We start from the raw sequence: 16,328 nt of genomic DNA, 5'->3' as shown, positions 1-16,328 counted from the left end.
CGGCGATCGGCGGCGTGTCCAGGGCGTCATGGTGATCGGCTCCGCATCGGCTTCGCGCGGAGCGGCCCGGGCGGGACCGGCGGTCGCGGGGAAGGCGCTCCCCCGGCCCGTGCCCGGATGATCACTTGCGGTGGAAGACTCCGAAGGTGTTGCCTGACACGTCGCTCACGTAGGCGAAGTCGATGGCGGCGCCGTCGTCGATCACCTTCATCAGCACCTTGCCGCCGAGCGACTCGCTCTGGGCGCACGTCGCCTCGACGTCGGCCACCTGAACGTGGAAGATCGCATGGTCGGGGAACTCTCCCTTGGTGTTGAACAGCCCGCCCATCGGCCCGTCGCCGCCCGGCCTGCTGATCGTGCGGTAGTCCACCGGGCCGTCCCCACCGGTGAACCGCCAGCCGAACAGACCGCCGTAGAAACACTCGGCGCCCTCGGGGTCGTCGGTCGCGACCTCGAACCACGTCACCGTGTGGTCCATCATCGTCTCCTCATCTGTCGAACAAGACAACGATCCAACGGTCAGGCGACACCCTTATGTCGGTGTTTCCCCTTGATTTTCGAGCAAAGGTTCAGTCGAGCGCGGTGCCGTGGACGACCATCTCGGGCACGTCGGTGGCGAAACCTTCGAGCGGGCGATCCGGACAGCGCTCGGCGGTGACGGTGGCGGAGGCGATGCGGTCGAGGCGGAAGACGCGTACGTCGTCACGGAGCCGGCACCACGCCACGAGATACCAGAAACCGCCGCGCCCGCCCAGGAACACGCCCGGTTCGACGTCGCGCGTGGTCAGCGCGCCCTTGGCGTCGGCGTAGTCGAGCCGGAGCACGCGGCGGCGCAGCAGCGCCTCCTCGATGGCGCGGGAGATGCCCTCGCCGCCGAGGGGCTGGACGCCGGCGGCGGGCTCGTCGGGCGGCTGGACGAGCTGCACCCTCCGGGCCAGCTCACGGGCGAGCTCGCCCTCGGGCCCCGGCATCGCCGCCACCACCTTGCGTAACGCGCTGCGGGCCTGGCGGCCGAAGGGCTGGTCGCCGGCCCGGCTGAGGGCGAGCGCGATCGCCACCGCCTCGGCGGGGCTGAAGTTGAGCGGAGGAAGGGACATCGTCTTGTCGATCGCGTAACCGCCCCTGCGGCCCGGCTGGGCGTAGATCGGGACGCCGGACTCCTGCAGCGCGGTGATGTCGCGCTCGATCGTGCGCACGCTCACCTCGAACCGCTCGGCGAGCTCGCGGGCGGAGCGGCAGCGTGGCGCGATGGCGCGCAGGTCTTCGACGAGCGCGTAGAGCCGGTCGGTACGGTTCACAGCCGCGACGCTACGCCGGGCCACCGACAATCGCGTGCCCCGGCGGCGCCCGGGAACCCCTGCCTCACCGTACGACTACAAGGATCTGACGGCCGGGGGGAGGGCGCTCGGGGAGCCGTCAGGCCCGGGTCCAGTCGAGGAGCCTGTCCGGGGGCCAGGTGTTGACGATCCGCTCCGCCTCGATGCCGCACAGAGCCGCCCGCTCGCAGCCGTACCGCTGCCAGTCGAGCTGCCCGGGGGCGTGCGCGTCGGAGTCGATCGCGAACACGCACCCCATCTCGTACGCCAGCCGCATCAGCCGCTTGGGCGGGTCGAGCCGGTCGGGCCGCGAGTTGATCTCGACCGCCACCCCGAACCGCCGGCACGCCTCGAAGACCAGCTCCGCCTCGAACTCCGACTCGGGCCTGCGCTCCCCGCGCCGCCCGCCGGCCCGCACCACCCGGCCGGTGCAGTGCCCCAGCACGTCCACCAGGGGGTCGGCGACGGCGGTGACCATCCTGCGGGTCATGGCGCCGGAGTCCATGCGGAGTTTGGAGTGCACGCTCGCCACCACCACGTCGAGGCGTTCGAGCAGTCTCCTGTCCTGGTCGAGCGAGCCGTCCGGGTTGATGTCGACCTCGATGCCGGTCAGGATCCTGAACGGGGCCATGCGCTCGTTCAGCTCGGCCACCACGGCGAGCTGGTGTTCCAGGCGCTCGGCCGAGAGTCCCTTGGCCACCGTCAGGCGGGGTGAGTGGTCGGTCAGCGCCAGATATCCGTGGCCGAGCCGGGCGGCGGTCTCGGCCATCTCCTCGATCGGCGACCCGCCGTCCGACCAGTCGGAGTGGCTGTGCAGATCACCTCGCAGCGCGCCGCGCAGCGCGGCGGTCTCGGCGTCGAGCTCGACGCCCTCCGTGGCCCGCAACCGCCGCAGATAGGTCGGAACCTGACCTTCGAGACTTTCGTTGACCACAAGAGCGGTGACCTTGCCGATGCCCGGCAGGTCGCCGAGGCCACCCGTGCGGGCCAACCGGGCGAGTTCGTCCGCGGGGAGGCCGGCGACCACCGCGGCGGCGCGGCGGAACGCCCGTACACGGTAGGTCGGCTCGCCTGCGCGCTCCAGCAGGAAGGCGATCTCGCGCAGGGCCAGGACCGGATCCATACACCCTCCATAGCCGAAATAAATCGAGATGCACTAATCACTCATTGAACACGGACGGTCGCCGCCGCTAGAGTAATCGGCCCATGAAAGCAGGAGCTTGATGGCACCACCGCCGCCCACCCACCACTCCCCTCCGAAGCCTCCCCCGCGCAAATCGTCGAAGGCCGTACCGCTCACGATCCTGGGCGTCCTGTCCGTGATGCTGGTCGGCTACTGCGCCGCCGTGCAGGACGACGAGGAGGTCACCGCCGACTGCGTCATGCGGCTCGACGACGGCACCTACGAGGTCGTCGACGACGACTACTGCGACGATGACGACGGCACGCACTACTACGGCGGGTCCCGCGGGGCCTACCTCTGGTACTACGGCGGCACGCGGGTCGGCAACCGCGTGCGCGGCGGCACCACCTACCGCCCGTCCAACGTCGACATCAACACCCGCAGCGGCAAGTCGATCCAGCGGGGCGGCTTCGGCAGCAAGTGGGGCGGCGGGGGCTGAAGGTGCGTCGCGAGCACGGCACTCCCAGGCCAGGCTGGGAGAAGACGATCGAGGGCCAGGGCCTGGCCTACCACAAGGCCGCACACCCGTCGGGGCTGAGCCGCCCCTACTGGGACGAGTCCGTCCACTACGTCCTGTCGATGGACGAGGTCGAGGCGCTGGAGGAGCAGGTCGAGGAGCTGCACGCGATGTGCCTCCGCACGGTCGAGCACGTGGTCTCGGCCGGCCGCTTCGCCGACTTCGCCATACCCGAATGGGCGTGGGAGGACGTCGCGCGCTCCTGGGAACGCCGCGACCCCCACCTGTACGCCCGCTTCGACCTGCGCTACGACGGCACGGGCCCGGCCAGGCTGCTGGAGTACAACGCCGACACGCCCACCTCGCTGGTGGAGTCGTCGGTGATCCAGTGGTTCTGGCTGCAGGACGTGCATCCCGGCGACGACCAGTGGAACTCCGTGCACGAACGGCTCATCGACCGCTGGCCCCGGTTGGGGCTGCCGCCGGGGCCCACGCACTTCGCGTTCACCAACATGGACGAGACAGGCGAGGAGGCCATGACCGTGGCCTACCTCCAGGAGACCGCAGAGCAGGCCGGCCTGCAGACCGTCTCCGTGGCCATGGAGGACATCGGCTGGGACTCACTCAACCGCCGCTTCGTCGACGTCGAGGAGCGGATGATCCGCTCGGCGTTCAAGCTCTACCCCTGGGAGTGGATGCTGGCCGAGGACTTCGGACGGCACGCCGTACGGCACACCACCTGGATCGAGCCGCTGTGGAAGTCCCTGCTGTCCAACAAGGCGCTGCTGGCCCTGCTGTGGGAGCTCTATCCCGGCCACCCCAACCTGATGCCCGCCTACCTCGACGGCCCCAGAGACCTCACCTCCTACATCGCCAAGCCGCTGCTCGGCAGGGAGGGGGCCTCCATGCGCATCGTCACCCCCGACGTCACCCAGGAGACGCCCGGCACCTACGGCCGGGAGGGGTACGTGTTCCAGGGCTTCGAGGCGCTGCCCGTCTTCGAGGGGCAGCGGCCGGTGCTCGGCGCGTGGGTGGTCGCCGACGAGGCCGCCGGGCTCGGCATCAGGGAGACCACCGGCCTCATCACCGACGACACCTCGTCGTTCGTCCCGCACCGCATCGCTGACTGACGTGCTCCCCGACCGACACCTGCCCGCCCCAGCTCCGGGCGGACCCGCACACCCCTGATTGGAACTGACGTGACTCTTCTCGAACTCCTCGCCCGCGGCTCGGGCGCCATCGCCGCTTACGCAGCCGTCGGCGTGATCCTGATGATCGTCGGGTTCTTCGTGATCGACTGGGCGACGCCGGGCAAGCTGAGCGAGGTCATCCGCAGCGAGCGCAACCCCAACGCCACCCTGCTGGCCAGCGCGGCCATGGCCGCCATCGGGCTGATCGTGGCCGCCTCGATCTGGTCGTCCGGCGGCCGGCTCGCGGAGGGCCTGGCGGGCACGGCGGTGTTCGGGCTGGTCGGCATCGTGGTGCAGACCGTGGCCATGCTCATCTTCGACCGGGTGGTCGGCGTCTCCGTACGCGACCTGGTCAAGGAGCCCGATCTGCAGCCGGGCGCGCGGCTGCTCGCGGTCACCCACGTCGCGATCGGGCTCATCACGGCCGTCGCCGTCATCTGAGAGGGCGAACCACCGTTCCGGTCAGCCGAGCGGACCTGGCACTCTAGGAGGCGTGACAGAGCGGACCCGGGAGGACACCACACGCAGGCTCGAGCGGGCCATGGGCTCACTCGGCACGGCGGCGATGGCGCGCATGGACGAGCAGTTGCCGTGGTTCCGGGCCCTCAGCGCCGAGGACCGGTCGTGGGTGGGGCTCGTGGCCCAGGCCGGCATCGCCGCGTTCGTCGAGTGGTTCTCGACCGCGGGTGAGGGGCGGCGCACGCCCAGCATCGAGTTCTTCGGCACGGCGCCACGCGAGCTCAAGCGGTCGATCTCGCTCCAGCAGACCGTCGACATCGTCAGGGTCGTGGTCGAGGTGGTCGAGGCGCAGACCCACGAGCTGGCCGCGCCGGGCGGCGAGGACGAACTCCAGCAGGCCATGCTGCGCTACACCCGCGACGTCGCCTTCGCCGCCGCCCACGTCTACGCCCGCGAGGCGGAGGCGAGGGGCTCGTGGGACGCCAGGCTCGAAGCCCTGATCGTCGACGCCCTGGTACGCGGCGAGGTGGACGACGGCCTGCACTCCTGGGCCGCCGCCCTGGGCTGGACCTCCTCGCCCGTCGTCGTCATCGCCGGGCACGCCCCCGAGGGCGACCCGCGCGCGGTCATCGACGGCCTGCGGGAGAAGGGCCGCCGCATCGGCATGGACCTGCTGGCGGGGGTCCAGGCCGACCGGCTGATCGTGATCGTGGGCGGGGCGGGCAGCGTCAACGACGCGGCCAGGCAGGTGGTGGCCCGCTTCGGCGTCGGCCCCATCGTCATCGGGCCCGAGGTGCCCGACCTGCACGCCGCCGCCAATTCGGCCAGGGCGGCGCTGGCGGGGCTGAAGGCGTCGTCGGGCTGGCCCGACGCGCCCCGGCCCGTGCACGCCGAGGACCTGCTGGCCGAGCGGGCGCTCGACGGCGACCTCGACGCCAGGCGGCAGCTCATTGACAGCGTCTACCTGCCGCTCGCGGGCACCCCGCTGCTCGACACGCTGGCCACCTACCTGGAGCAGGGCACGTCGCTGGAGGCGACGGCCAGGTTGTTGTTCGTCCATCCCAACACCGTGCGCTACCGCCTGAAGAAGATCACCGAACTGACCGGTTACCAGCCCACCGAGGGCAGGTCCGCCTTCACGCTCCAGGTGGGGCTCATCCTCGGGAGGCTGGCGGAGAGTGCGGTGAGCTGGCGCGCTCTAACGTAACCGTGCCGTCATCCCCACTGTAGGGTTCCTACAAATCACCCTGGACAAAGTTCGTACGGATCTCCATCCGCGTGTCGAAGTTCTACAGGGCATGGTGGATTTTGTGCTTGTACTCGTCGCTCCGGGCCAAGGTGCCCAAACGCCAGGCTTCCTGACTCCATGGCTTGAGTTGCCCGGTCTGGCCGACAGGCTGGGCTCGTGGTCGGAGGTCGTCGGGGTCGATCTGATCGCCCAGGGCACGACCGCCGGTGCCGACGAGATCCGCGACACCGCCGTCGCCCAGCCGCTGCTCGTGGCCGCCGCGCTGGCCTCCGCCGAGGCGCTCGGCGCGGCCCCCGACATCGTCGCCGGGCACAGCGTCGGCGAGTTCGCCGCCGCCGCGCTCGCCGGGGTACTCACCCCGGAGCAGGCGCTGTCCCTGATCCGCGACCGCGCCCAGGCCATGGCCAAGGCCGCCGCCATCACCGAGACGGGCATGACGGCCGTGCTCGGCGGCGTCGAGGAAGAGGTTCTCGCCGCGATCGACAGGCACGGGCTCACCGCCGCCAACATCAACGGCGCCGGGCAGATCGTGGCGGGCGGCACCCTCGAGCAGCTGGCCGCGTTCAAGGCCGACCCGCCGGCGCGCGCCCGGCTCATCTCGCTCTCGGTGGCGGGCGCCTTCCACACCGCCCACATGGCCACGGCGGTCGAGAGCCTGCGCGAGGCCGCGACGAACGTCACGCCCGCCGACCCGAAGGTCACGCTGCTGTCCAACTTCGACGGCGGGCCGGTCGCCACCGGCGCCGAGTTCGTCGAGCGGCTGGTCCGGCAGGTCAGCAGCCCCGTCCGATGGGGTGCCTGCATGGAGACCATGGCCGGTCTCGGCATCACCGGGATGATCGAGCTGCTGCCCGGCGGCACGCTGACCGGCCTGGCCAAGCGCGCCCTGCGCGGCGTGCCGGCCGTCGCGCTGAAGACCCCCGACGACCTCGACACGGCCAGGGAGCTGATCGCGTGATAATTCCCGGCGTCGCCCCTGGCGGCAGAGTGCTCGCCTTCGGCCACTACCAGCCGGCCCACGTGGTCACCAACGACGACCTGGCCAAGACCATGGCGACCGACGACGAGTGGATCCGCTCCAGGGTCGGCATCAAGGAGCGCAGGGTCGCGCCCGACGGTGAGTCCCTGGAGGACATGGCCACCATCGCCGGCGGCAAGGCGCTGGCCGCGAGCGGGCTGTCGCCGGAGGACGTCGACCTCGTCATCGTCGCCACGTGCACGCTGGAGACCCAGATCCCCAACGCCTCCGCCATCGTGGCCCACCGGCTGGGCATCGAGTCACCCGGCGCGTTCGACGTCAACGCCGCCTGCGCCGGCTTCTGCTACGCCCTCGGCACCGCCAGCGCCGCGGTGCGCGCGGGCTCGGCCAGGAACGTGCTGGTCATCGGCGCGGAGAAGTTGTCACAGTGGATCGACTGGACCGACAGGTCCACCGCCGTGATCTTCGCCGACGGCGCGGGGGCCGCGGTGGTGGCCCCGTCGGAGACTCCCGGCATCGGCCCTGTGGTGTGGGGCAGTGCCGGCGACAAATCCGAGGCCATCAGCATCAAGGACCGCACCGACTACCTCCGCCAGGAGGGCCAGACGGTGTTCCGCTGGGCCACCACCGCGCTGCATCCGGTGGCGCTCGAAGCCTGCTCGCGGGCGGGTGTCGACCCGTCCGAACTGGCGGCATTCGTGCCTCACCAGGCCAACCTGCGCATCATCGAGGCCATCGCCCGTAAGCTGGGCGCCGACCAGGCCGTCATCGCTCGCGACATCGTCACGTCGGGCAACACCTCGGCCGCCTCCATCCCTCTCGCGCTCTCGCGCATGGTGGAACGCGGCGAGATCCGCACGGGCGATCTCGCGCTGGTGCTCGGCTTCGGCGCCGGCCTGACCTACGCGGGCCAAGTGATCGAGATTCCGTAGGATCGGGCACGGTCTGCGCCGTGCCACCCAGAGAAAGACTTGTGCGGCGCGGCCGTACAGATTCCAGGAAACCAAAGGAGAAACAGCGACATGGCTGCCACCGAGCAGGACATCCTCCAGGGCCTCGGCAAGATCATCAACGAGATCACCGGCATCCCGGCGTCCGAGGTGACCCCTGAGAAGAGCTTCGTGGACGACCTCGACATCGACTCCCTGTCCATGGTCGAGATCGCCGTGGCCGCCCAGGACGAGTTCGGCGTCGAGATCCCCGACGACCAGCTCAAGAACCTGAAGACGGTCAAGGACGTCCTCACCTTCATCCAGAACTGAGCCCCGACACCCGATCCGACCAGTACTGATCAGCAAGGGAGCGCGAAACGTGAGTGCGAACCGGGTACGTGTCGTCGTCACCGGGCTTGGCGCGACGACGCCCGTCGGTGGGGACGTCACCTCGACCTGGACGGCGCTCCTCGCCGGTCAGTCGGGTGTCAAGGCTCTCACCACGGACTGGATCGACACCGTCCCCGTGAAGTTCGCGGGGACGGCCGCGGTCGACCCCACCGACGTACTGCCGCGGCCCGAGGCCCGCCGCCTCGACCGCAGCGAGCAGTTCGCGATGGTCGCCGCGCGGGAGGCCTGGCAGGACGCCGGCTCTCCCGAGGTGCCGCCGGAGCGGCTAGGCGTCGTGGTCTCCAGCGGCATCGGAGGCATCAACACCACGCTGTCCGCCTACGACACCTATCGTGAGCGCGGCTGGAACCGGCTGTCGCCCTTCACCGTGCCGATGCTCATGCCCAACGGCCCGGCCGCCTGGATCGGGCTCGACCTGGGCGCCCAGGCGGGTGTGCACGCCACGGTGTCGGCGTGCGCGTCCGGCGCCGAGGCCATCGGCCACGCGATGGACATGATCAGGGTGGGCCGCGCCGACGTCGTGGTCGCCGGAGGCACCGAGGCCGCCATCCACGGCCTCAACATCGCCGCCTTCGCGGCCGCACGGGCCATGTCCACCCGCAACGACGACCCGGCGGGCGCCTCACGGCCGTGGGACCGCGGCCGCGACGGGTTCGTGCTCGGCGAAGGCGCCGGCATCGTCGTGCTGGAGTCGGAGGAGCACGCCAGGGCGCGGGGCGCGCACATCTACGCCTACTGCGCCGGCGTCGGCTACTCCGCCGACGCGCACCACATCACGCAGCCCGAGCCCGACGGCCGGGGCATCATCATGGCGATGACGCAGGCGCTCACCGACGCCGGCGTCACCGGTTCCGACGTCAAGCACGTCAACGCCCACGCCACCTCGACGCCCGCGGGCGACGTCGGTGAGGTGCAGGCCGTGGCCAAGGCCATCGGCACCCACCCGCTGGTGTCCTCGACCAAGTCCATGACCGGGCACCTGCTCGGCGGCGCGGGCGGCATCGAGTCGGTCTTCACGATCAAGGCACTGCAGGAGCGGGTCGTTCCCGCCACGATCAACATCGACGACCTCGACGACGGCATCGAGGTCGACATCGTCCACGGCAAGAACCGCACGCTGCCCGATGGCGACGTGGCCGCGGTCAACAACTCGTTCGGATTCGGCGGGCACAACGTGACCGTCGTCTTTAAGGGGGCATAAAGTGACCGTCCTCGACAACCGGGTGGTGACGTCCGGCTCCGATCAGGAGCCTGCCGATCCCCGCGATCCCGTCGCCCGCCTCGCCGCGCTGCTCGACGAGGGCTCGCTCCGGCTCATCACCCCGCAGGACAACAGCGGCATGCTCGCCGCCATGGGGCGCGTCGAAGGTGTTCCCGTCGTCGCCTTCTGCAGCGACGCCCGCTTCCAGGGCGGCGCCATGGGCAGCGAAGGCTGCGAGCACATCGTGCACGCCTACGACGTGGCCGTGCGCGAGCGCGTGCCCGTCATCGGCATCTGGCACTGCGGCGGCGCCCGCATCCCCGACGGCGTCGAGTCGCTGCACGCCGTCGGCCGGGTCTTCGCCGCCATGACGAAGGCATCCGGCGTCGTGCCGCAGATCTCCGTGGTCGTCGGCCCCGCCGCCGGCGGCGCCGCCTACGGCCCCGCGCTCACCGACCTGGTCATCCTGGCCGACTCCGGCCGCATCTTCGTCACCGGCCCCGACGTGGTCCGCAGCGTCACCGGCGAAGACGTCGACAGCGCCGCCCTGGGCGGCCCCGCCCCCCACAGCAAGCGCAGCGGCGTGGCGCACATCGTCACCAAGACCGAGACCGACGCCTACCTCAAGGCGCGTCAGCTCGCCACGCTGCTCGGACACCAGGGCCGGGTGCGCACGGGAGAAATCGAGGAAGTGGACTTCTCCACGCTGCTGCCCGACTCCGCGCGCCGCGCCTACGACGTCAAGCCGCTGGTCAACGACCTGCTCGACGAGCCTGGCCTGGAGCTGCACCCCAAGTGGGCGCCCAACATCGTCACCTCGCTCGGCCGGCTCGGTGGCCGGACGGTCGGGGTCATCGCCAACAACCCGATGCGGCTCGGTGGCTGCCTCGACGCCACGTCCGCCGAGAAAGCCGCCCGCTTCGTACGCATGTGTGACGCCTTCGGCGTGCCGTTGGTTGTCCTGGTGGACGTACCCGGTTACCTGCCGGGCGTCGGCCAGGAACACGACGGGGTCGTACGCCGGGGGGCCAAGCTGCTGCACGCCTTCGCCGAGGCGTCGGTGCCCCGGGTCACGCTGATCACGCGCAAGGCCTACGGCGGGGCGTACATCGCGATGAACTCCCGCGCCCTGGGCGCCACCAAGGTCTTCGCCTGGCCCACCACCGAGGTCGCCGTGATGGGGGCCGTCGCGGCGGTGCGCGTCATCAAGCGGCGCGAGCTGGCCGCCGTGCCCGAGCACGAGCGGCCCGCGCTGGAAGAGCGGCTGGCCGCCGAGCACGAGAAGCTCGCCGGCGGTCTGACCCGGGCCCAAGAGCTCGGCGTCATCGACGAAGTGATCAAGCCCGAGGAGACCCGCGGCGCGATCGCCAAACTCCTCGCCCAGGCCACCCCGGCCCGCGGCGCCCACGGCAACATCCCGCTGTAAGCGCCGGCCACCGCCTCACCCAAGCGCCGCGGCATCACGCACAAGGCCCCGCACCGGTCCCGGTGCGGGGCCTTCGCGTTGCCGGGCAGCGGGGCCCGGCCGCGGGGCGCTGCTCGTGCCGAGCGGAGGTGTCAGACGGCGGCGTGCAGCCAGCGGACGGGAGCGCCGTCCCCGGCGTAGCGGAACGGCTCCAGTTCCTCGTCCCACGGCCTGCCCAGCATCTTGTCGAGCTCGTCCTCCAGCACGCACCGCCCTTCGGCGGCCATCATCATCGCGGCGCGCAGCCGGTCTTCGGGGATCATGATGTCGCCGGAGGCGCCGATCACCGCCGTGAAGGCGCCGAGCGTCGGCGTGTAGGCGTGCCGGGACCCGTCGACACCCGGCGAGGCGTCCTCGGTGATCTCGAATCTGAGCCGCTGCCAGCCCATGAGCGAAGAGGCTATGGCCGCGGCGACGCCGGGCCTGCCCTCCCATTCCGCCTGCGCACGCACGACGTTCGGCGCGGCGGGTTGAGGAGTCCACGTCAGGTCTACGGGCACGCCAAGGACACCCGCGACTGCCCATTCGATGTGCGGGCACAGCGCGGGCTGAGCCGAGTGGACGTAAAGGACGCCACGAGCAGACACCGGACCTCCCATTCGGTACGAGGTGCGCCTTCCCCAACGGCCTCGTCCCGGGATGATCACAAGTGACTAGGGAGAGACTACCGTCGGTCGCCATCACGCACCAGTGGGGGGCCATACCAACTTGGTGGGCGAGTCGCATGTGACAGCGGGCCGGCCGAGGAAAGATACGGGCTCATGGACATGCAATCTGTCGGCGACGCCTTCATCCGGCCAGGTCAGGTACTGACCGACCGGTCGGCGCTGTCCGCCGCGTCGCGCTGGACCCAGGCAGTCTCGGAGGCGGACGGTGTCTGCGTCATCCACCTGTCTCCCGGTGCCGACCCCTGCGAGGTCACCGCCGAACTCCGCGAGGAGGGCATGCAGGCCTCGCCGAACCACGTGTTCCGCGGCCAGCCGCTGTTCTTCGGCGGCCCCGCGTCGCGGCCCTTCCCCTGCCCGCCCATCCCGTACAAACCGGGCCGCACTCGCTCCGACGTGGTCATCGGCCTGCTCGACACCGGGGTCGCCAAGCACCCGTGGTGGTCGCGCAGCGACTGGTACGAGCGCCTCGGCCCCGACGACGCCGACGCGACGGAGGGCGCCCAGGCGGGCCACGGCACCTTCATCGCGGGCCTGCTGGCGCGTCTGGCGCCGGGCGCGGCGCTGCGGGTGGACCGGGTGCTCGACGGCGACGGCTTCACCGACGAGGCCACCGTGGTACGCGCGCTGCACCGCATGCGCGACCAGCCTCCCGACGTGCTCAACCTGTCCTTCGGCGGCCACACCTTCGACGACCGGCCGCCGCCCCTGCTGTCCGACGCCGTCGCCGCGCTGAGCGGCACGGTGACCGTGGCCTGCGCCGGCAACACCGCCTCCGACCGGCCGTTCTGGCCCGCCGCGCTGGCGTGCGCCGTGGGCGTGGCGGCCCTCGACGACTCACAGGAGCGCCGGGCGCCCTATTCGGGGCACGGCACCTGGGTGGACGCCTGCGCCCGCGGCGAATGGCTGGCCAGCAGCTACCTGGAGTGCGGCGAGTTCGAGGGCTTCGCGACCTGGAGCGGCACGTCGTTCGCCACCGCGCTGGTGGCGGGCGCCATCGCCGGCGCGGCCGGGGACGAGCCGCCGAAGGAGGTGGTGGCGCGGCTCCTCGACGCCGAGGGAGCCCGGCAAATTCCGGATCTGGGAGTTGTCGTACCGGCGAGTCTGTAGAGTCTACGCTCAGTCCTCACGCAATCACGAAGAGGCATGACCGCCTCGGCGTGCCGCACGGAAGGAGGCCGCATGCCCGATCCACGCGAGCCGGCGGAGCTGGTCACGGCGGCGGCCGAAGGCGACCGGGCGGCGTGGGACGAGCTGGAGGCCAGATACGGGCCGCGGATGTGGGCGGTGGCCCGCGCGTCCGGGCTCAGCCCTGCCGACGCGGCGGACGCCGTCCAGGGAGCCTGGCTGCGGCTGCTCCAGCACCTCCACACCCTCAGGGATCCGGCCAAGGTCGGCGGCTGGCTCATGACGACCGTGCGCCGCGAGGCTCACGCGTTCCTCCGCAAACGTCATGACGTCTCCCCCTTCGACCATGACCTGCACTCCCTCGAGGCCGTGGACGAGCCCGACCCCGCCTCCGCCGTGCTGGAGGCAGACAGCAGGCGCCTGCTCTGGAAGCAGGTCTCCGCCCTGCATGAGCCCTGCCGCACGATCATCCAGCTCGTCGCCATCGACCTGGGAAACCGGCAGATGGCGGCGCGGCTGGGCATGCCCGTGGGCAGTGTGGGCCCGACCAAGGCCCGCTGCCTGGAGAAACTGCGCACCCTGATCTCATCACAGGAGAGCGCGCAATGATCAACGACGAGTATTTCCTGGCGGCACTCCGGCTGGCCGCGGGAAACGACCCCATCCCGAGCCACGTGTCCGCCACCGCACGTGACGTCTACGGGCTGCGGGTCCCCCGTGCGGTGACCGCCACGCCCGCGGCGCGCACCGCCGCGGGCCCCGACGTGCGCGACCCGGACGGCTGCCACCTGGTGCGCTTCGTCTCCGACGGCCTCACCTTCGACCTGGAGGTGACCGTGGGCGACGGGCTCATCGACGTCGCGGGCCAGGTGTGGCCCCACCCGGGGGAAGACGCCGTCATCGACGTGAAGACCCCGCACCTCACGTTGACCCGGAACCTCGCCCGCAATGGCGACTTCGCCGCGACGGGCCTGCCTCCGGGCTGGCTCAGCGTGGTGTGCCACCGGCCCGGACGCGCCCCCGTACAAACCCGATGGGTGCGCATCCGGCCCTGACCCCAGCCACCAGCCGGAAAAAGGGAACCGCGCCCCCCGCCCCGGCCGTCAGACCAAGGCCTGCCATGAGCGCATACCCGGACTCATCAGGCGACCTCGATCCGCTCCTCAGGGCGGCCGAGGCCGCGATGCTGCGTTCCCTGGTGGATCCCGGCCACGCCATGCGCGCCGGCCGTCTCGTGCTGGAATCCGCCCGCCGCGTCGGCTCCGCCGAGGCCGCGGTCATGTCGCTCAGGGCGATGGCGCTGGCCGCCCGCGAGCTGGGCGACCTGGAGGAGGCCGAGCGGCATCTGCGCGAGGCCCTCGGCACACCCGGCGCGCCGCAGGAGCGGCTCGCGCAGGCGCGGCTCTCCCTCGTCACCGTACGCACCGAACGCGGCCACCCCCTGCAGGCGCTGCGCGTGGCCGCGCTGGCCTGGGCCTACCTGCGCCCGCTCGACCGCGCCAAGCTCGACACCCAGCGCGCGGTCGCCCTGGCCCACCTCGGCCGCCACCAGGAGGCCATCGCCTCCTGCGACCGCGCGCTGCGCGCCCTGGTGAACGCGCCCGGCACCATCGACGACCGCAGGTTCCTGGCGGGCGGCCTGCTCAACCGAGGGCTCATCCACTCCTACCGCGGCGACTGGGACGCCGCCATGCGCGACCTGACCGCCTGCCTGGAGATCTCCCGGCACGCGGGGCTGCTGCACCTGTCCCGGCTGTCCGCCGCGAACCTGCCCTTCCTCGCCGTACGCCGGGGCGACATCGCCGGGGCGTTCAAGCACTACCGGGAGGCCGAGGACACCCTGTTCGGCTTCCCCGAGCGGCTGGCCACGATGCGGGCCGACTTCGCCGGCGCCCTGCTGGCCGCCCACCTGCCCGGCGAGGCCCGCGCGATGCTGAGCCTGGCCGTACCCGACCTGGAGGCCGCCGGTGCCCAGGTGGCGCTGGCCGAGGCGCGGCTGAAGCTCGCCCAGGTGGAGCTGCTCACCGGCGACCCGCGCCAGGCCAGGCAGGTGGCCGAGCAGGCCGCCGCCGACCTGGCCGCGCAGGAGCGGACCCGCTGGCTGCCGCTGGCGCAGGAGGTCGTGCTGCGTTCGCGGCTCGCGCTCGAACCCGTCACCCCCGCCCTGGTCGGGGAGCTGATCGCGTGCGCCGACGAACTGGAGGACGGCTTCGCCCCGCAGGCGGGGGCGGCGCTGCGGCTGGTCGCGGCCGAGGCGGCGCTCGACGTCGACGACCACCCGACCGCCTCCGCGCAGCTCGCCCGGCTCACCCGCCACGCCGGACGCGCGGAACATTGGGTCCCGGCCGGCACCCGGCTCACCCCGCTGGGCTCCGAACCGCAGGCCAGGCAGCTCGCCTCCCAGATCCCAGGACCGGTACGCCAGCACGCGCTCGCGCTCGAAGCCGCGCTGCAGGAGGACACCACCGGCGCCTTCCGCGCCGTCCAGGACGGCCTGTCGGAGGTCAGCGAGCAGGTCGAGACGTTCGACGATCCGTCGCTGCGGGCCCACGCGGCCAGGGCCGGGGAACGGCTCGCCGCCTTCGGGCTGGGGCTGGCGGTGCGCGACGGAAGCGTCGAGGAGGTGTTCGAGTGGAGCGAACGGTGGCGGGCCGTGACCGCCCCCGCGCACGCCGGCTCGCCCGCCGGCACCGAGCGGGTGCGCGCCGAACTGGGGGCCGGGAGCCTGGTGGAGTTCGTGACCCACGAGGAGTCGCTGCTGGCCGTCCTCATCTCCGAGCGGCGGGTGCTGCTGCGGCGGCTGGCCGACGTCCGCGAGGTCAAGGAGTCGATCGTCCGGCTGCGCTACTCGCTGCGCCGCCATGCCCGCCCCGGCGACGTCGAAGCCGCGGCGCTCGACGTCGAACGGCTGGTGCTGCGGCCGCTCCTCACCGAACTCGGCAACGGGCCGCTCGTCGCGGTGCCCGTGGGCGCGCTGCACACGCTGCCGTGGGGCGCGCTCCCCTGCCTGCGCGAACGTCCCGTGAGCGTGGCCGCCAGCGCGTCCGCCTGGATGCGCGCCAGAAACCTCGAACGCGCACACCGCGACGGGCCTCCGGTCGTCGTGGCCGCGGCCGGGCCCTCGCTGGCGCACGCGCACGCCGAAGTGGCGCACGTCCTGACCTCCCACCCGGGAGGACGCGAGGTGCCCGCGCGCACGGCCGACGTCCTGCGGGCGCTCCGGACCGCCGACGTCCTGCACCTCGCGGCGCACGGGGTGTTCCACGCGCGCAGCCCGCTGGTGTCCGGGATCACGCTGGAGGACGGGCCGCTGATGGCGTACGACCTGCTGGAGGCGCCCCGGTCGCCGGAGCTCGTGGTGCTGTCCGCGTGCAACTCGGGGATGTCGCGCGCGCCCGTGGACGGGGCGCCGCTCGGTCTGCCGGGCGCGTTCCTCGCCAAGGGGGCGTCGTGCGTGGTGGCGGGGCTCGTACCGGTGCGGGACGAGGCGGCGCGGGCCATGATGGGGCTGTTCCACGAGCTCGTGGTCGCCGGCCGGTCACCTGACGCGGCGCTGGCCTGCGCCGCGGCCAAGACGGGCGAGCACGGGTTCGTCTGCTTCGGCGCAGGCGACCGGGCGCTGTACTAGGAGCTGCGATGGTCCCCAGGTCAGGTGCTGTGCCGGTCCCCGGGGCGGGGGCTGCGATGGTCCCC

General features: G+C 72.0%; 17 protein-coding genes. 13 read left to right on the top strand and 4 right to left on the bottom strand.

Translation table 11 applies throughout. From position 1 onward, the window contains the following. Positions 1-121: 121 nt before the first annotated feature. From E1295_RS10640 to E1295_RS10630, 3 genes are all read right to left on the bottom strand, one after another. Positions 122-481, bottom strand: coding sequence for a VOC family protein (locus tag E1295_RS10640; protein ID WP_220448645.1), 360 nt, complete (start codon positions 479-481; stop codon positions 122-124). Between the two features lie 88 nt (positions 482-569). Next, a complete protein-coding gene (locus E1295_RS10635; RefSeq protein ID WP_132630077.1) occupies positions 570-1,298 on the bottom strand; it encodes a helix-turn-helix transcriptional regulator in 729 nt (242 codons plus the stop codon). A 118-nt stretch (positions 1,299-1,416) separates the two neighbouring features. Beyond that, positions 1,417-2,439, bottom strand: coding sequence for a PHP domain-containing protein (locus E1295_RS10630; RefSeq protein ID WP_132630076.1), 1,023 nt, complete (start codon positions 2,437-2,439; stop codon positions 1,417-1,419). Between the two features lie 100 nt (positions 2,440-2,539). Here E1295_RS10630 and E1295_RS10625 point away from each other — a divergent pair, with 100 nt between their 5' ends. The 9 genes from E1295_RS10625 (at position 2,540) to E1295_RS10585 (ending at position 10,803) form a co-directional block, all read left to right on the top strand. After that, a complete protein-coding gene (locus E1295_RS10625) occupies positions 2,540-2,938 on the top strand; it encodes a hypothetical protein (RefSeq protein WP_132630075.1) in 399 nt (132 codons plus the stop codon). A 2-nt stretch (positions 2,939-2,940) separates the two neighbouring features. Then, the gene (locus tag E1295_RS10620) at positions 2,941-4,086 is read left to right on the top strand and encodes a glutathionylspermidine synthase family protein (RefSeq protein ID WP_132630074.1); all 1,146 of its coding nucleotides are present in this window, start codon (positions 2,941-2,943) and stop codon (positions 4,084-4,086) included. A gap of 69 nt (positions 4,087-4,155) precedes the next feature. Beyond that, a complete protein-coding gene (locus E1295_RS10615) occupies positions 4,156-4,587 on the top strand; it encodes a DUF350 domain-containing protein (protein ID WP_132630073.1) in 432 nt (143 codons plus the stop codon). A gap of 100 nt (positions 4,588-4,687) precedes the next feature. Further along, entirely contained in the window at positions 4,688-5,812 is a 1,125-nt protein-coding gene (locus E1295_RS10610) for a PucR family transcriptional regulator (protein ID WP_132630136.1), read from the top strand. 103 nt (positions 5,813-5,915) lie between these two features. Next, the gene (locus E1295_RS10605) at positions 5,916-6,812 is read left to right on the top strand and encodes an ACP S-malonyltransferase (RefSeq protein ID WP_132630072.1); all 897 of its coding nucleotides are present in this window, start codon (positions 5,916-5,918) and stop codon (positions 6,810-6,812) included. After that, complete coding sequence (locus E1295_RS10600) at positions 6,809-7,765, top strand: beta-ketoacyl-ACP synthase III (protein ID WP_132630071.1); 957 nt, start codon at positions 6,809-6,811, stop codon at positions 7,763-7,765. Before E1295_RS10605 ends, E1295_RS10600 begins: the two co-directional genes overlap by 4 nt. 90 nt (positions 7,766-7,855) lie before the next feature. Continuing rightward, positions 7,856-8,095 carry an acyl carrier protein gene (locus E1295_RS10595; RefSeq protein ID WP_132341752.1) on the top strand — a complete coding sequence of 80 codons (240 nt, stop codon included), beginning with the start codon at positions 7,856-7,858 and terminating at the stop codon, positions 8,093-8,095. A 49-nt stretch (positions 8,096-8,144) separates the two neighbouring features. After that, complete coding sequence (gene fabF, locus E1295_RS10590) at positions 8,145-9,377, top strand: beta-ketoacyl-ACP synthase II (RefSeq protein WP_132630070.1); 1,233 nt, start codon at positions 8,145-8,147, stop codon at positions 9,375-9,377. A 1-nt stretch (position 9,378) separates the two neighbouring features. Continuing rightward, the gene (locus tag E1295_RS10585) at positions 9,379-10,803 is read left to right on the top strand and encodes an acyl-CoA carboxylase subunit beta (protein WP_132630069.1); all 1,425 of its coding nucleotides are present in this window, start codon (positions 9,379-9,381) and stop codon (positions 10,801-10,803) included. Between the two features lie 131 nt (positions 10,804-10,934). Here the strand turns inward: E1295_RS10585 and E1295_RS10580 are convergent, their stop codons facing one another. Continuing rightward, complete coding sequence (locus tag E1295_RS10580) at positions 10,935-11,429, bottom strand: DUF3145 domain-containing protein (protein ID WP_220448644.1); 495 nt, start codon at positions 11,427-11,429, stop codon at positions 10,935-10,937. A gap of 174 nt (positions 11,430-11,603) precedes the next feature. Here E1295_RS10580 and E1295_RS10575 point away from each other — a divergent pair, with 174 nt between their 5' ends. The 4 genes from E1295_RS10575 to E1295_RS10560 all read left to right on the top strand — a co-directional run bounded on the left by E1295_RS10575 (position 11,604) and on the right by E1295_RS10560 (position 16,263). Beyond that, positions 11,604-12,617: a S8 family peptidase gene (locus tag E1295_RS10575; protein WP_132630067.1), complete on the top strand. Its 1,014-nt coding sequence runs from the start codon at positions 11,604-11,606 to the stop codon at positions 12,615-12,617. 72 nt (positions 12,618-12,689) lie between these two features. Further along, positions 12,690-13,244, top strand: coding sequence for an RNA polymerase sigma factor (locus E1295_RS10570; protein ID WP_132630066.1), 555 nt, complete (start codon positions 12,690-12,692; stop codon positions 13,242-13,244). Further along, positions 13,241-13,690, top strand: coding sequence for a hypothetical protein (locus E1295_RS10565; protein ID WP_132630065.1), 450 nt, complete (start codon positions 13,241-13,243; stop codon positions 13,688-13,690). Before E1295_RS10570 ends, E1295_RS10565 begins: the two co-directional genes overlap by 4 nt. A 65-nt stretch (positions 13,691-13,755) precedes the next feature. Beyond that, positions 13,756-16,263 (top strand): CHAT domain-containing protein, encoded by a 2,508-nt coding sequence (locus E1295_RS10560; protein WP_132630064.1) that lies wholly within the window; start codon positions 13,756-13,758, stop codon positions 16,261-16,263. The last annotated feature ends 65 nt before the right edge of the window (positions 16,264-16,328 follow it).

The sequence above is a fragment of the Nonomuraea mesophila genome (assembly GCF_004352805.1).
In the GTDB taxonomy this organism is placed as follows: Bacteria; Actinomycetota; Actinomycetes; order Streptosporangiales; family Streptosporangiaceae; genus Nonomuraea; species Nonomuraea longispora.
The sequence above is the reverse complement of the archived record's forward strand: the minus strand, read 5'-3'. Positions and strand labels throughout refer to the sequence as shown.

Bases quoted from the DNA above. Each gene is read 5' to 3' on its own strand.
- E1295_RS10560 (WP_132630064.1), top strand. From the start codon at position 13,756: ATGAGCGCATACCCGGACTCATCAGGCGACCTCGATCCGCTCCTCAGG.
- E1295_RS10570 (WP_132630066.1), top strand. From the start codon at position 12,690: ATGCCCGATCCACGCGAGCCGGCGGAGCTGGTCACGGCGGCGGCCGAA.
- E1295_RS10610 (WP_132630136.1), top strand. From the start codon at position 4,688: ATGGGCTCACTCGGCACGGCGGCGATGGCGCGCATGGACGAGCAGTTG.
- E1295_RS10640 (WP_220448645.1), bottom strand. From the start codon at position 481: ATGATGGACCACACGGTGACGTGGTTCGAGGTCGCGACCGACGACCCC.
- E1295_RS10595 (WP_132341752.1), top strand. From the start codon at position 7,856: ATGGCTGCCACCGAGCAGGACATCCTCCAGGGCCTCGGCAAGATCATC.
- E1295_RS10575 (WP_132630067.1), top strand. From the start codon at position 11,604: ATGGACATGCAATCTGTCGGCGACGCCTTCATCCGGCCAGGTCAGGTA.
- E1295_RS10630 (WP_132630076.1), bottom strand. From the start codon at position 2,439: ATGGATCCGGTCCTGGCCCTGCGCGAGATCGCCTTCCTGCTGGAGCGC.
- E1295_RS10625 (WP_132630075.1), top strand. From the start codon at position 2,540: ATGGCACCACCGCCGCCCACCCACCACTCCCCTCCGAAGCCTCCCCCG.
- E1295_RS10565 (WP_132630065.1), top strand. From the start codon at position 13,241: ATGATCAACGACGAGTATTTCCTGGCGGCACTCCGGCTGGCCGCGGGA.